We start from the raw sequence: 15,244 nt of genomic DNA, 5'->3' as shown, positions 1-15,244 counted from the left end.
AAATTACATTTAGACTATACAAATTACATAAAGGGGCGTTTTAAATGAGAGAAGTAAAACCAATTAGCATAGATATACTTAATACTTTTAAACAAGTAGATGAGGACAGATTAAATAAACTTCTTGCAGATGAGCTTAAGCATTTAGATAGAAAAATTGTTGTATTAGATGATGACCCAACAGGTGTACAAACAGTTCATGATATTTCTGTTTATACTGATTGGGATAAGGATAGTATGGAACAAGGTTTTAATGAGAAAAATAGTATGTTTTTTATACTTACCAATTCAAGGGGATTTACTGTTGCTCAAACTACAAAAGCACATAAAGAAATTTCAAAGAATATTGTGGATGTATCAAAGAAAGTTAATAAGGATTTTATAATCATAAGTCGTAGTGATTCTACTATGAGAGGACATTATCCTCTTGAAACTAATTTATTAAAAAGTGAAGTAGAGAGATTATCGGGGAAGTTATTTCAGGGTGAAATAATAATGCCATTTTTTAAAGAAGGTGGTAGGTTTACTATAGATAATGTACATTATGTTAAAGAAGGAGAAATACTTGTACCAGCAGGAATGACTGAATTTGCAAAAGATAAATCTTTTGGATATAAATCATCTGATATAGGTGAGTGGTGTGAAGAAAAGACAAATGGAAAGTACAAATCTAGTGATATGATATATATTTCGTCAAAAGAACTTAGAGAGCTAAATATTGAAGCTATAACAGAAAAACTTAAAAAAGCTGAAGGATTCAATAAAATTATTGTAAATGCAACCGATTATGTAGATGTAAAGGTATTTACAATTGCGTTTATACGAGCAGTAAATAGTGGTAAGGAATTTATGTTTAGAAGTGCTGCTGCCATAACAAAAGTACTTGGCGGAGTGAGTGACAAGGAACTACTTACTAAGGATGAATTAGTATCAAAAGGTAATACCAATGGAGGAATTATACTTGTTGGTTCACATGTGAATAAGACTACCCAACAGTTAGAAGAACTTAAAAATTGTAAATATCCGATAGAATTTATAGAATTTAATCAACATTTAGTTCTTCAAGAAAATGGTCTAAAAAATGAGGTAAAAAGAGTTATAAAAGTTGTAGAGGAAAAAATAAGCAGGGGTAAAACTGTTGCTGTTTATACTAGACGAGAGCGTTTTGACTTGGATACGAATGATAAAGATAAACAGCTTATGATTTCTGTAGAAATATCAGATGCAGTTACCAGTATAATTGGTATGCTTAATGTAAGACCAAATTTTATTATAGCTAAGGGTGGAATTACTTCTAGTGATGTTGGTACTAAAGCACTAAGAGTAAAAAAAGCTACAGTAATGGGACAGATAAAACCTGGTATACCAGTATGGATGACAGGCAAAGAAAGCAAATTTCCTAATATGCCATATATAATTTTCCCTGGAAATGTGGGAGAGATTAGCACACTTAGAGAATCAGTTGAGATATTGATGGGGTAGTATATTAGTGTATTGAAGTTTAAACGCTTAAATTTACTGAGTTAAAATTAAAATAAACTAAAATTATAAATTAAGATTAAAAATAATAGTATATTAATTAGGGTTTAGAGTATTTTACAAAAAATATTCTAAACCTTAATCTTATGTATTAGTATTTTTATTATTTAACTTATGTGTTTATTTTATTATTTATCTTTTTTAATTGATTTAATATTTTCTTTGATTTTATTTAAAATATCTGTATGCTTATTAGAGCTTATGTTGGGGAATGCTTTGATTATACGTCTATGAAGTAATTTGTGGTTAGACAGCAAAGTATTAAGTTTATTTTTTAGCTCATCAATACGATTTTTAGCATAGCGATAATTTTCTTTTTCTTTAAGTATTTCAAACCTATCTTCCAAAGTATCCAGTCTATTTTCAACTAAAGATTCAAGTTTGTTTTCTATAGTTTCTTGTGTAATAAGTTTGTAGTATTCTTTCTTATCTTTTAATTCCTTAATTATAAGATTGATTTGTTTTAACTTACCATTTAATTGTAAAATTGTATGGACTGTGATAACTAAATCTAAAACAAAATAAATTTCTATAGATATAGCAAATATAAATAGCACATTTTTGGAGATAGAGTTAATAAAGTCAACCACAATAGGATGTACTATAAGCATTACAATCAATGATAATACACCAAACATAAGTGAGTTTTCCAGACAAACTCTTCCATGAATATTAAATTTATGTTTAGAATAATCCCACCAAGTCATATTAAATATTTTTTCTAAAATAAAGCTCGTACAATACTCCATTATGCTAGTTATAATTATACTAAACAAAAATAACAAAGGAATATTGTGTACAAAAGGAGTCAAGGTAGCAACTATTGCTAATGCTCCAAATCCATATATAGGGCAAAATGGACCATTTAAAAAACCTCTATTTACAAATTGTTTTTGTAAAACTGAACAATATGTAGTTTCACAACACCATCCTATAAAGCTATAAATTACAAAATAAAGAAATTGAATATAAAATGTACTCATAAGCACCTCATTTCTAGTTAGTATAACACTATATACTCGATATTTTATTTTTATGATTAATTTACTAAATTCAATTTACATATTGATTATACCAATTTATAGAAATTTATCAAATTTAATTACAGTTAGAACATTATAAACATGGTTATAATAATGAAATTTTATTTAAAATAAATAAGGGTGTCAAGTATAATCAAACTAATAGTTGTAGATACTCTACACTATGTTAGTTTAATTACATTTGACACCCTTATATTTATACTATGACTATTTACATTCGAAGCTAGAGCAACATGTTTCAATATAAAGATTTACTCTATCAGTTTCAGGAGCAACCAATATATTATCAAGTGTACATAAGCTACCATCTTTGTTGTATTTACAATTTTTTACAGTACAAACTAATTCCTCACAATTTCTATTATTAACGTTGCTAGATAAATTACTATAAATAGATTCATCTAAAAATGAACTACAACAAGTATGTCTATCATTGTGAGCTTTTTCACCATTTATAAAAATTTTATCTGCATAACATATATGGCTGTTGTTATGTGAACAGTTAATTACATTACAGTTTATTCTTTCCAAAGTTATTACCTCCTAAACGATTATTTATTATAAATTATGTCCATATAATTACAAGAATATAACCATTAAGAGAAAACTACCTTTTAGAAAATATCTATTCTTAGAGTAATTTGAAATATAAATATATTTTCTTCTAAAATTTACCTAAATTGTATAAAAACTTACAGCTTGGAGAAAATAATAGAAAAAGGAGGCGTAATCAATGTTTGAAAAGAAGAAAAAAGAATTATTTCCTTGGAAAATATCTGCCTTAATACTGGTTGGAGTATTTGTATTAAGTAGCGGAGTTTATATAGGGACAAGATTAAAACACAATGGAGTTCAAACTGGTGAAGTTGTAAGTACTAGTGCGAATATGAATGAAAAGTCAAAAGAAGCTTTTGGATTAAATAAAAATTGTGAAGTTTGGCTTCAAAGTGAAGGCGAAAATGAAACTAACTATAAGAGAACACTTACAATGGCAGGAATAGTTCCAGAGTCATTATTAGATAAGACGAAGTCAGAAATAGTATCATATTTTAAAAAAGAATATCCAACTAAAAAAATAAAGAGTATGGATAAAAATGAAATCATATTGGTAGAATCTAAATATAGTGATAATAAAGATGTACAAGCAATGGATGTTACTATAAAAGGTAAATATACTATTGAAAATGATAATGGAAATATAGCACTATATAAATATGATGATAGTGGAACTAAAACATTAGTAGAAAAAACAAAAATAAGAGTAGATTCACTTCCTAAAACAGTTCAAGATGAAATCAAAAAAGGTGTAGTTATGGATACTGAAGAAGAGGCCTATTCAAGATTAGAAGACTTTGCAAGTTAATAGTAAATTAATATTATTTTAAGTTAAATACTAAGTAAGTTAAATACTAAGTAAATTAATAATAAATAATTTAATATTAAATAGATTAGTATTAAAATTGTAGTCACATTTAATTCCTATAAAAATACAATAATTTATTTGTAATAAATATAAAAGTTATATTGAGGTAAAATCTTGCTTTGATATAACTTTTTTATTTGATTTTATATTTTACATAGAGCATTTTATGATTTGTTAATATTATTTATGATATAATGATTTAGAACATAAGTTTTTATGAGAAATACATTTTGGTATTTCTTTTATTTTTAGGGGGAATTTTAAAAAATGATAATATTGGGGATTGACCCAGGTATAGCCATAGTTGGATATGGTATAATTGAATACAAAAATAGCAAGTTTAAAGTAATCGATTATGGAGCAGTTACAACACCTGCCCATATGAATATATCGAGAAGATTGGAACTTGTGTATAAAGGAATTGATACAATAGTAAAGAATTACAATATAGATGAAGTTGGAATGGAAGAATTATTCTTTAACAAGAATGTAAAAACAGCTATAACAGTTGCACAAGCTAGAGGTGTTACTATGCTTGCATGTGCTCATAATGGGAAGCCTGTATATGAATACACTCCACTTCAAGTAAAACAAGGTGTAGTTGGATATGGGAGAGCAGATAAGGCACAAGTTCAACAGATGGTAACTTCATTTTTAAGTCTAAAAAAAGTTCCAAAACCAGATGATGTTGCAGATGCTTTAGCTGTGGCTATTTGCCATGCTCATTCAAACAAACTTGAAAAAACTCTAAAGAATATAGGTGGTAAGTATGTATAGTTATATAAAAGGTACAGTAGAAGAAATTTATATAGACAGTATAGTTGTTGAAAATAATGGGATAGGATATAAAATAAATGTATCATCCAATACAATAATGAATTTACAAGTGGGAGAAGCCACAAAAATATATACTAAATTAATTGTAAGAGAAGATGATATGAGTCTTTGTGGTTTTGTAAGTAGGGAAGAACTTAAGATGTTTGAATTACTAACATCTGTATCTAAAATAGGACCTAAGGTGGCGCTTTCAATACTATCATTTGCATCACCAGCACAGTTAGGAGCATATATTTTAAGTGAAGACATTGGAAAATTATCCAAAGCTCCTGGTGTTGGTAAAAAGACAGCAGAAAGAATCGTCTTAGAGCTTAAGGATAAGGTAGACAAAAATAACATAGAGTTTGAACCAACGTTATTATCACAAAAACCTACCTTGATATCACAAGATGAGTCTGTAGATGCACTTGTAGCTTTAGGCTATACTTTGTCGGAATCAAAAGAGGCAGTTCAAAAATGTAAAAAAGATGGTATGAATACAGAAGCTATTATAAAGAAAGCACTTACATATATAATGAGTAAATCTTTGAAATAGTATTTGGATTTTATAATATTTGGATTTTAAAACAATATTTAAGGAGTTTATGTAAATTTGAAAATATATAAAGTAGATTTTCAAAAGTATGAGAGGAGGGGTATAAATGCAAGGTTTTGAAGATGAAAATAGGATAATAACTTCTACAATGAAGATGGAAGATATAGATATAGAAAACAGTTTAAGACCAAAAACTTTAGAAGATTATTTGGGTCAAGAAAAATCCAAAGAACAACTTAGTATATTTATAGAAGCAGCTAAATCGAGAAATGAGCAGTTAGACCATGTGCTTTTATATGGACCACCAGGTCTTGGAAAAACTACACTAGCAAGTATAATAGCAAATGAGATGGGGGTAAATTTAAGAATTACGTCAGGACCCGCAATAGAAAGAGCTGGAGATTTGGCAGCCATACTTACGAATTTAAATGAAAATGATGTTTTATTTATAGATGAGATTCATAGAATCAATAGAAGTGTTGAAGAAGTTTTATATCCAGCAATGGAGGATTTTTGCCTAGATATAATAATTGGGAAAGGGCCATCTGCTAGAAGCATAAGACTTGACCTTCCTAAATTTACACTTATTGGAGCTACTACAAGAGCTGGTATGCTTACAAATCCACTTAGAGATAGATTTGGTGTTATTTGTAAATTGGACTATTATACAGTTGATGAACTTTCAAAAATAGTACTTAGGTCTTCAAGCATCTTAGATGCAGAGATACAGTCTAATGGAGCATTAGAACTTGCAAAACGTTCAAGAGGGACTCCAAGGATAGCAAATAGATTACTAAAAAGAGTTAGAGATTTTGCACAAGTTAGAGCTGATGGAAAAATAACTGATAAGGTGGCAAAAGATGCTCTGGAACTTTTAGGAGTCGATAGTTTGGGTCTCGATTTTGTAGATGAGAAGCTTCTTATGACTATAATAGAAAAATTTAGAGGAGGACCAGTGGGTTTAGATACATTGGCAGCTTCTATCGGAGAAGATAGAAATACAATAGAAGATGTATATGAGCCATATTTGCTTCAATTAGGATTTATAAATAGAGGTCCTAGAGGAAGAGTAGCCATGCCATTAGCATATGAACACTTAAAAATTCCATATCCTAATGAAAAATAAAAATAGATTATACGAGTATTTATAAAATAAAAGAGTCATTAAATTAAAATATTTCTAAAATGGCTAAAAATTCAAACATATCCACAAAATGGTAATTATATCTGTAGATACTGTGGATAAACACGATAAAAATTGTGTGTATTGTATCTATATATTGTGGATAAGACATGTATATCGTGGAAAAATATCTATATATTGTGGATATGGTGTCTGTTAAAAATAGCAATTTCTTGATAGATTATGGTAATATTGTGGAAAATAAGTTGTTTTTTTGATATTATTGTAGCTGGAGAAATTTTAAGAGAGGAAGTTTAACATTGAAAACAAGTGATTTTAAATTTGACTTACCACAGGAACTTATAGCTCAAGTTCCTATAGAAGATAGAGCTAGCTCAAGATTGATGGTATTAGATAAAGAGACAGGTAATATTGAACATAAAGTATTTAGAGATATAATAGAATATTTAAATCCAGGAGATTGCTTAGTATTAAATAATACTAGAGTTATACCAGCTAGATTAATAGGAGAGAAGCTTGAAACTGGAGGTAAAATAGAGTTTTTATTATTAAAAAGAACAGAGGAAGATACTTGGCAGGCTTTAGTAAAACCAGGAAAAAGAGCAAAAGTAGGGACTAAATTTTCTTTTGGAAATGGAAAGCTAATTGGAGAAGTTGTAGATTTATCAGATGAAGGTTCAAGAATTATAAAATTCCATTATGATGGAATTTTTGAAGAAATATTGGATGAACTTGGAAATATGCCACTACCTCCATATATCACTGCTAGACTAGATGAAAAAGAAAGATACCAGACTGTTTATTCAAAGCATAATGGTTCAGCAGCAGCACCTACAGCAGGATTACATTTTACAGAAGAATTGTTAAATAAAATAAAAGAAAAAGGTGTAGATATAGCCTTTGTAACTCTACATGTTGGTTTAGGAACTTTTAGACCAGTAAAAGTAGAGGATGTTTTAAATCACAAGATGCATTCAGAATATTATATGGTTAGCCAAGAAGCAGCTGACAAAATAAATAGAGCAAAGGAAAATGGAAAAAATGTAATATGTGTTGGTACTACCAGTTGTAGAACTATAGAATCAGCTTGTAATGAGGATGGAAAGATGAAAGAAACTAGTGGATGGACAGAAATATTTATATATCCAGGTTATAAATTTAAAGTTTTAGATAAACTTATTACTAATTTTCACTTACCAGAGTCTACACTAATAATGTTAGTAAGTGCTATTTGTGGAAAGGATAATGTTTTAAATGCATATAATGAGGCAGTAAAAGAAAGATATAGATTCTTCAGTTTTGGAGATGCTATGATTATAAAGTAGGGAGGTAATGGATGCATAGTTTACAAAAACAAAAAAAGAATAACCCTATATTAAAGATTGCTTTTATATTTGAACGTGTTTTAGCAGTAGTAGTTCTAATAGCAGTATTTTTAGGAACTATAGATGTTCTAAGACTTATGTGGGGAGCATATATAGTTGATTTTCAAAATCCAGTACAATACAGTCAGCTTAATGATTTTTTAGCACAAATATTACTTTTAGTAATAGGTGTTGAACTTGTAGTAATGCTATCTCTTCATATACCAGGAGCATTTATTGAGGCATTACTTTACGCAATAGCTAGAAAAATGTTGCTACTGCCTAAAAATGAAGGTATGATAGATGTTTTAATAGGAGTTATAGCTATAGCAGGACTATTTGCTATAAAAAAGTTTTTAGTAACAAAAGACAAGAGTGCTCTTAATATAATGAGTATTCATGATGAAGAAGCAATTAAGGAACAACAGAACAAAGAAGACGAAGATAAATCTATTTAGACAATAAATTATATGAATAGCTTATTACAAATATATCTTAAGAAATAATGAGAAATAAATATGATTAAGGAGAACTTTATGTACGCAGTAAGATACGAATTGATAAAGACTTGTAAGCAGAGTGGTGCAAGGTTAGGAAGATTACACACTCCACATGGGATTATTGAAACACCAATATTCATGCCAGTTGGAACTCAAGCAACTGTAAAATCTATGACACCAGAAGAATTAAAAGAGATTGGTTCACAAATAATACTTAGTAACACATACCATTTATATATGAGACCAGGTCATGAACTTATAAAAAGAGCTGGTGGTCTTCATAAGTTTATGAATTGGGATAAACCAATACTTACAGATAGTGGAGGGTTCCAGGTATTTAGTCTAGGGCCTTTAAGAAAGATAAAAGAAGAAGGTGTAGAATTTAGGTCACACTTAGATGGTTCAAAACATTTTCTAACTCCAGAAAAAGCTATGGAAATACAAAATGCATTGGGTTCAGACATAATGATGGCATTTGATGAGTGTGCACCATACCCATCAGATAGAGAATATGTAAAAAATTCTTTAGAAAGAACAACAAGATGGTTAAAAAGATGTAAAGATGCCCATAATAATACCGACAAGCAAGCTTTATTTGGTATAATACAAGGTGGGATGTATAAAGACTTAAGGGAACAATCAGCGAAAGAAATAACTAATATTGATTTACCAGGATATGCTATTGGTGGACTTAGTGTTGGAGAACCAAAACCACTTATGTATGACGTGTTAGAGCATACAACTCCACTTATGCCAAAGGATAAACCAAGATACCTAATGGGAGTTGGTAGTCCAGATGACTTAGTAGAAGGTGTTATAAGAGGAGTAGACATGTTTGATTGTGTCCTACCTACTCGTATCGCTAGAAATGGAACTGCAATGACTAGCCAAGGTAAAGTAGTAGTTAGAAATGCAACTTATGCTGAAGACTTTACTCCACTTGACCCTGAATGTGATTGTTATGCTTGTAAAAACTATTCAAGAGCTTATATAAGACACCTTATAAAAGCAAATGAAATACTGGGTGCAAGATTAATAACTACTCATAATCTTCACTTTTTATTAAATTTAATGAAACAAATAAGACAAGCGATAATGGAAGATAGATTACTTGATTTTAGAAATGAATTTTTTGCAAAATATGGATATGAAATATAGGTTTTGCACTATTAATTATAATCATTTTAATATATAATATTCAATAGTACTCAAAGATAGAGAAAGTAAATTGTTATATAAACATTTATTATGATTTACAAAAGAGTATAATTTACAAAGGAGTGAAAAATTAATGCCACAGCAACAAATAATTATGAGTATAGGTCTATGGGTAGTAGTAATCGCAATCTTTTATTTCCTAATGATTAGACCTCAAAAGAAAAAAGACAAACAATTAAAAGAAATGAGAAGTAGCCTAAGTGTAGGAGACAAGGTCATTACAATAGGTGGAATAGTAGCTAATGTAGCTAAAGTTGAAGATGATGTTGTAATATTAGAATTAGGACCAAATAGAACTAAAGTTCCATTTGAAAAATGGGCTATAGGAACTGTTAAATCTAAAAAAGAAGAAATAGAAGAAGACTAAATTAGTAATTTAAAAGCCTTTTCTCGAATATATATTAATTTGAGAGGAGGTTTTTTTATGGGAAAATCTAATTATATTTTTAAAGGTCTAGGATATGCATATATAATAACTTTGGCTGTTTTATTAGTGTATAACTTATTTTTGACATTTACAGATATTGGTGGAGATAATATAACTATGGTCTCATCATTTATAACTACTATTTCTGCAGCTATAGGAGGGTTTTACACTTCAAAACACATGAAAGAAAAAGGACTTATGTATGGGCTTTTAGTAGGACTTTTGTACATAGTATGTATTTTTTTGACTGTGTTTTTAGCACAAGAAAAGTTTGTATTTGAAATAGGGATGATTTATAAGTTATTGCTAATATCAGCAGCAGGAGGCATTGGAGGCGTATTGGGTGTCAACTTTAAATAGAGTTTATATTAAAGTAGTTTTATGATATAATCAATAGGAAACAATTAGAAATGGAGGCGTTGAAAATGGAAAATAAACATGTAAAAACTTTATCTCAAGCTACTTTAAAGCAAAGTGCTGCAAAAGGTGGATGTGGAGAGTGTCAAACTTCTTGTCAATCAGCTTGTAAAACTTCTTGTACAGTTGCAAATCAAGAGTGTGAAAGATAGAAAATTATTGATTTAGTTGTTTGTAAGAGGGTATCTCAAAGTGATTCTTTTATCATTATGAGGTATCCTCTTTTATTTTCAATTATTATATAAAAATATATATTCTATTTATGTAAAATTAAATTTGATTTCTTATCGTTTAATTATGCAAAAATATCTAATCATATAAGAACATTTATTTTAAAGTAGCTACTCTTATATTTTATTTTTTATCAATTACATGTATTAGAATAATTTTTAATTTTAAACTCTAATTTATGATGATTTTTATAATATGTTATATATTTTAATATATGGAGATAGATATTAATTTAGTGATATATATTTAAGTAATAAGAGTAAAGCAAAAATTAGTGCATAGTAGTATATAAAAATGGAGTTTGAATACTTTTGTTAGTATATGATTGTTTAGTAGAAAATCACTATAAAATAGGGATTTCTATCTTTGAGCATAATTATAGAGAGCTAAGTAGGGGGAAGGGGTTCAAGAAGATATTATTAGTGTTTGTGTTAGTAAATTATGTAAACACATAAAATATATTGAAAAATAATATTATATATAATATTATTTATGTGTGGGAAATACGAATATAAAAAATAAAAAATAATATTCGGAGGACATAAATATGTTAAGCAACAAAAAGAGAAGTATGGCAATAGTAATGGCAGGTGCTACAGTTATGAGTGCAGCAGCACCAATATTCGCAGACAATACTGTGACAGAAAATGTTGATAAAAATTACACAGTAAGTGCGAAAGATTCTGCTAAACTAATCGAAGAGGTTAGAAAAGCATTAGAAGTTAAGTTTGAAGATACAAAAGCAGGAGCAAATGTAAATGATAGAGTTTACGATATAAAAGTAGACAATGTAAACTTAACTAATGCAACTCAATTACAAAATAAGATAAACTCTTTAACAGAAGGGCAAAGTTTAAAAGTTACTATTCAAGATAAAGGACATCAAGTGTTAGGTGGAAAAGTAGTTGACTATAAAATTGAAAACTACAAAACTGCTCAAGAAATAGTAGATGCAGTTAATGCTTACAATGCAACTTTAGCAGAAGATTCTGATAACAAGTTAACAGCAACTATAAAATCTACAAATACAGTTGAAGTAAAAAGAGCAAAAGATTCAGCAAATGTTATTACATTAAATGTAGGAGACCAACATTTAGATTTCTCAAAAGTGATAACATCAGAAGAAGGTACTTTTGAAGGTTATGAAAAGAGTTATAGTGACATAGATTCAAAAGAATTACATACGATAACAGTTAAAAACGCAGATTTACAAGACATATCAGCAGAAGAATTATTTGATGGAATTAGATTAACTACATTAGGAAGAGAAATAGTTAATAAAGTTAAAAATGGATATGCTTTAACATTTGAAAATGAAGCAATCCTTACTCAAGAACAAGAAGATAGTGATGATAAAGATAAACCAGAAAAATCAAGCTTTGATATAGTTTTAAGCAAGGCAAATGAAAAGCCAGAAACAATAAGTGTTTCAAGTAAAAACCATAAGTTAGTTAGAGACTTACACAAAGTATTAACTGATGTAAAAGGTGGAAAAGAATTAAAAGTAGAAGTTTTATCTGGTGATTCAAGATTTACAACAGCAGTAGAAGTTAGTAAAGAGAGATTCAAAGATGGAGAAGCAGAAGCTATAATTTTAGTTGGAGAAGATGCTATAGTTGATGGATTAGCATCAGCACCACTTGCCTCTCAAAAAAATGCACCAATATTATTATCTAAAAAAGATTCACTACCATCAGAAATAGAAGCTGAAATATTAAGAGTACTTGGAAGTAATCTATCTTCTAAGAAAATATATATAGTAGGTGGAGAATCTAAAGTATCAAAAGAAACTGAAGAAAAACTTTCTAAATTAGGTTTAAGTAAAGTTGAGAGAGTTTCTGGAGAAGATAGATTTGAAACTTCTTTAGAAATAGCAAAACAATTAAAAGATACATTTAAGACTGCTTTTGTAGTAGGTGGAAATGGAGAAGCTGATGCTATGAGTATATCAGCTAGAGCTGCTCAATTTGGTGCTCCAATAATAGTTACAGGTAACGAATTAGATGCAAATGCTGAAAAATTATTAAAAGGAAAAGAATTAGAAATAGTGGGTGGAGAAAATTCTGTATCAAAAGAAGTTGAAGACAAATTAGTTGATATAGATTTAAATAATAAAGTTGAAAGATTAGCTGGAGAAAATAGAAAAGATACTAATGCTAAAGTAATCAATAAATACTATGCAGGTGCAACTAAAGCATATGTAGCAAAAGATGGTTATGTAGGTGGAAATGGACAATTAGTTGATGCACTTACAGCAGCACCACTTGCAGCTAGTTCAAAGGCTCCAATAGTATTAACTACAGAAGAACTTTCTAAATCACAAGAAGAAGTAGTTGAGTTAAGACTTAAGAATGCTACTAAGTTAGTACAAATAGGTGAAGGAATAGCTAAAAACGCTATTGAAAAAATAGCAGAAAAAATAAACTTATTTACTAAGAACTAATAAGATATAGGAATTAATATTAAAAGTTTATTTAGATAATATATGATTATACAATGCGTTAATATGTAAGACATAGTGTAGATATTATAAAATATACAAATAACAAGATAAAATAATAAAAATAAGGTGTCTCATTTAGAATTAGATTGAGATACCTTATTTTATTTTTTGATTATAATGTTGAGAAATTCATATTGCAAAAATTATTATAAAAAGATACTTCTTATAATGATTAAACATATTACTAACATAAATTATTTTGAACTTATAACTTAATTAAATAAAATAAATTATAATGTTTTGAATTTATAGAGAATAAAAACTTTAGGTATATTGTTTGAGTTGTATGGATAACTATGGTATCATATATAAAATATGGTAACAAAATTGTAACTTTTGATTAAAAATAAGTATGAGTACTAATAAAAAATATGAAAAGTACATTGGGGGTAGAAAATAATATGAAGAATAGTAAAAAGATATTAGCTATAGGACTTACACTATTTTTAGTAATGGTAAATACTCCTATGGTAAATGCGTTGACATCAGTTGAGCAAATAAAAGGGAATGACAGATATGAGACAGCAGCAAAAATAGCAGATAAGCAAAACTACAATACAGCAATACTAATCAACTCAGATAATAGCTTAGCAGATGGTCTAAGTGCAAGTGGTTTAGCTGGAGCCTTAAATGCGCCTATTTTGATGACAAAACAAAACCAGATTCCAAACACAACTATGGAAAGATTAAACAAAGCAAAGACTGTGTATATAATAGGCTCAGAATCAACAATAAGTAAAAATGTTGAGAATCAGTTACTATCCAAAAAGAAGGTTGTACAAAGAATATTTGGTGAAAATAGATTTGATACAAGTATAAAAATAGCTGAAAAAATCAAAGAAATTAAGCCAATAGATAAAGTAATTATAGCCAATGGATTTACAGGAGAAGCAGATGCGATAAGTGCATCACCAGTAGCTGCTAGAGATGGAGTACCTATAATACTTACAGATGGAAATAGTGTGGGATTTGACACGACAGGCTTAAAGAGTTATGCGCTTGGTTCTAGTGAAATAATCAGCGACGAATTAGTTAAGAGCACAAATTCTATTAGATTGGGTGGCACAGATAGATTTGAAACTAATAAGATAGTTATACAAGAGTTTTATAAAAATAGTAAAGAATTTTATCTAAGTAAAGGCTTACAATTAACAGACGCTTTGGCTGCCTCTACAATAGCAAAAAATGCTCCTGTAGTTTTAGTTGAAAATGGCAGTAACAAGAGTATTTTAAGTGGTGCAGACAAATTGACTGTACTAGGAGGCATAAATCAGAATGTTATCAAGCAATGTATAAATCAAGCTTCACCAAATCAACAAGGTTTATATTACAATCCAAATGATAGAGCATTTAAAGAGAGAATAAAGGGTAAAGTATATGCTCTTACAAAGCAGTATAGAAAAGAGAATGGAGTAAGAGCGTTATCTGTAGCAAGCAGATTAGAGGGTCTAGCAAATGATTGGTCTAATTTAATGGCAAATAAGAAGACTTTATCTCATACGATAAATGGAAAAAATTCATATTCTACTTTTTTGAAATACTTAGATTGGAGTGAGATTAAACCTGGATATATAGCAGTTCAAGGTGAAAATATAATTAAATATAAAATTCCAGATAAACCTGTATATACAAATAGAGATGCAGATGATATAGGAAACTTTATTTTTAATGAGTGGAAGACAAATCCAGAAGAAGGAACTAATATGTTGCATAAAGGGTATGAAATAATGGGATTTGGTATAGCTATAACAGGAGATAAGAATCTATATGCTACACATGAATTTTATGGAAGATATAAAGAATAAGAAAATATACACAAAATTATGCTTGTAAGGAAGCTATATAAATAATTAAATTATAATGGAAAATAACATTTATATTAATAAATTAATATAAATGTTATTTTTTTATAATTTAATCTAAAAAAATTGTATTAAAAAGTTTAAATATAGTATAAAATGGGTAAGAAAGTAGTGAAAATTAAATGGCAAAATTAGGGAAATCTAATGACGCAAAACTATAGGGATTAAAGCTTTTAAAGCCATATCAGCCAGTTGCTAAAAA

At 28.7% G+C, this 15,244-nt stretch carries 15 protein-coding genes and 1 riboswitch; of the genes, 13 read left to right on the top strand and 2 right to left on the bottom strand.

The annotated features are described in order from the left end of the window. The first annotated feature begins 44 nt into the window (after positions 1–44). On the top strand, positions 45–1,481 hold the full coding sequence (locus CDIF1296T_RS14825; protein WP_009897974.1) for a four-carbon acid sugar kinase family protein: 1,437 nt from the start codon (positions 45–47) through the stop codon (positions 1,479–1,481). A 185-nt stretch (positions 1,482–1,666) separates the two neighbouring features. On the opposite strand, the gene CDIF1296T_RS14820 is transcribed toward CDIF1296T_RS14825, so the two are convergent. Both CDIF1296T_RS14820 and CDIF1296T_RS14815 read right to left on the bottom strand, forming a co-directional pair. Then, positions 1,667–2,521 carry a putative ABC transporter permease gene (locus tag CDIF1296T_RS14820; protein WP_004454079.1) on the bottom strand — a complete coding sequence of 285 codons (855 nt, stop codon included), beginning with the start codon at positions 2,519–2,521 and terminating at the stop codon, positions 1,667–1,669. A gap of 267 nt (positions 2,522–2,788) precedes the next feature. Then, on the bottom strand, positions 2,789–3,112 hold the full coding sequence (locus CDIF1296T_RS14815) for a DUF1540 domain-containing protein (RefSeq protein WP_003422812.1): 324 nt from the start codon (positions 3,110–3,112) through the stop codon (positions 2,789–2,791). Between the two features lie 202 nt (positions 3,113–3,314). Between CDIF1296T_RS14815 and CDIF1296T_RS14810 the strand changes: the two genes are divergently transcribed. From CDIF1296T_RS14810 to CDIF1296T_RS14755, 12 genes are all read left to right on the top strand, one after another. Next, entirely contained in the window at positions 3,315–3,944 is a 630-nt protein-coding gene (locus tag CDIF1296T_RS14810; RefSeq protein ID WP_009897973.1) for a hypothetical protein, read from the top strand. 327 nt (positions 3,945–4,271) lie between these two features. Next, positions 4,272–4,781: a crossover junction endodeoxyribonuclease RuvC gene (gene ruvC, locus CDIF1296T_RS14805; protein WP_003422814.1), complete on the top strand. Its 510-nt coding sequence runs from the start codon at positions 4,272–4,274 to the stop codon at positions 4,779–4,781. Continuing rightward, a complete protein-coding gene (ruvA, locus tag CDIF1296T_RS14800) occupies positions 4,774–5,376 on the top strand; it encodes a Holliday junction branch migration protein RuvA (RefSeq protein WP_003426582.1) in 603 nt (200 codons plus the stop codon). The genes ruvC and ruvA overlap by 8 nt, the downstream gene beginning before the upstream one ends. A gap of 106 nt (positions 5,377–5,482) precedes the next feature. Continuing rightward, on the top strand, positions 5,483–6,502 hold the full coding sequence (gene ruvB, locus CDIF1296T_RS14795) for a Holliday junction branch migration DNA helicase RuvB (RefSeq protein WP_003426579.1): 1,020 nt from the start codon (positions 5,483–5,485) through the stop codon (positions 6,500–6,502). Between the two features lie 317 nt (positions 6,503–6,819). After that, positions 6,820–7,845, top strand: a complete 1,026-nt coding sequence (gene queA / locus CDIF1296T_RS14790) for a tRNA preQ1(34) S-adenosylmethionine ribosyltransferase-isomerase QueA (protein WP_009897971.1) — start codon at positions 6,820–6,822, stop codon at positions 7,843–7,845. An 11-nt stretch (positions 7,846–7,856) separates the two neighbouring features. After that, positions 7,857–8,342 (top strand): phosphate-starvation-inducible PsiE family protein, encoded by a 486-nt coding sequence (locus tag CDIF1296T_RS14785; protein ID WP_003426576.1) that lies wholly within the window; start codon positions 7,857–7,859, stop codon positions 8,340–8,342. A 78-nt stretch (positions 8,343–8,420) separates the two neighbouring features. Further along, positions 8,421–9,542 carry a tRNA guanosine(34) transglycosylase Tgt gene (gene tgt, locus CDIF1296T_RS14780; protein WP_009897970.1) on the top strand — a complete coding sequence of 374 codons (1,122 nt, stop codon included), beginning with the start codon at positions 8,421–8,423 and terminating at the stop codon, positions 9,540–9,542. A gap of 133 nt (positions 9,543–9,675) precedes the next feature. Then, a complete protein-coding gene (gene yajC / locus CDIF1296T_RS14775; protein WP_003426573.1) occupies positions 9,676–9,969 on the top strand; it encodes a preprotein translocase subunit YajC in 294 nt (97 codons plus the stop codon). 57 nt (positions 9,970–10,026) lie between these two features. Next, positions 10,027–10,389 carry a TIGR04086 family membrane protein gene (locus CDIF1296T_RS14770; RefSeq protein WP_004454083.1) on the top strand — a complete coding sequence of 121 codons (363 nt, stop codon included), beginning with the start codon at positions 10,027–10,029 and terminating at the stop codon, positions 10,387–10,389. Between the two features lie 65 nt (positions 10,390–10,454). Then, a complete protein-coding gene (gene scfA, locus CDIF1296T_RS14765) occupies positions 10,455–10,598 on the top strand; it encodes a six-cysteine ranthipeptide SCIFF (protein ID WP_009891067.1) in 144 nt (47 codons plus the stop codon). A 626-nt stretch (positions 10,599–11,224) separates the two neighbouring features. Continuing rightward, positions 11,225–13,120: a cell wall-binding protein Cwp8 gene (locus CDIF1296T_RS14760; protein WP_009897969.1), complete on the top strand. Its 1,896-nt coding sequence runs from the start codon at positions 11,225–11,227 to the stop codon at positions 13,118–13,120. A 461-nt stretch (positions 13,121–13,581) separates the two neighbouring features. Then, positions 13,582–14,985: a cell wall-binding protein Cwp9 gene (locus tag CDIF1296T_RS14755; RefSeq protein ID WP_009897968.1), complete on the top strand. Its 1,404-nt coding sequence runs from the start codon at positions 13,582–13,584 to the stop codon at positions 14,983–14,985. Between the two features lie 171 nt (positions 14,986–15,156). Beyond that, a riboswitch (cyclic di-GMP riboswitch) is annotated at positions 15,157–15,242 on the top strand. Positions 15,243–15,244 lie beyond the last annotated feature (2 nt).

This window comes from Clostridioides difficile ATCC 9689 = DSM 1296, from assembly GCF_001077535.1.
Classification (GTDB): Bacteria; Bacillota; Clostridia; order Peptostreptococcales; family Peptostreptococcaceae; genus Clostridioides; species Clostridioides difficile.
The sequence above is the reverse complement of the archived record's forward strand: the minus strand, read 5'-3'. Positions and strand labels throughout refer to the sequence as shown.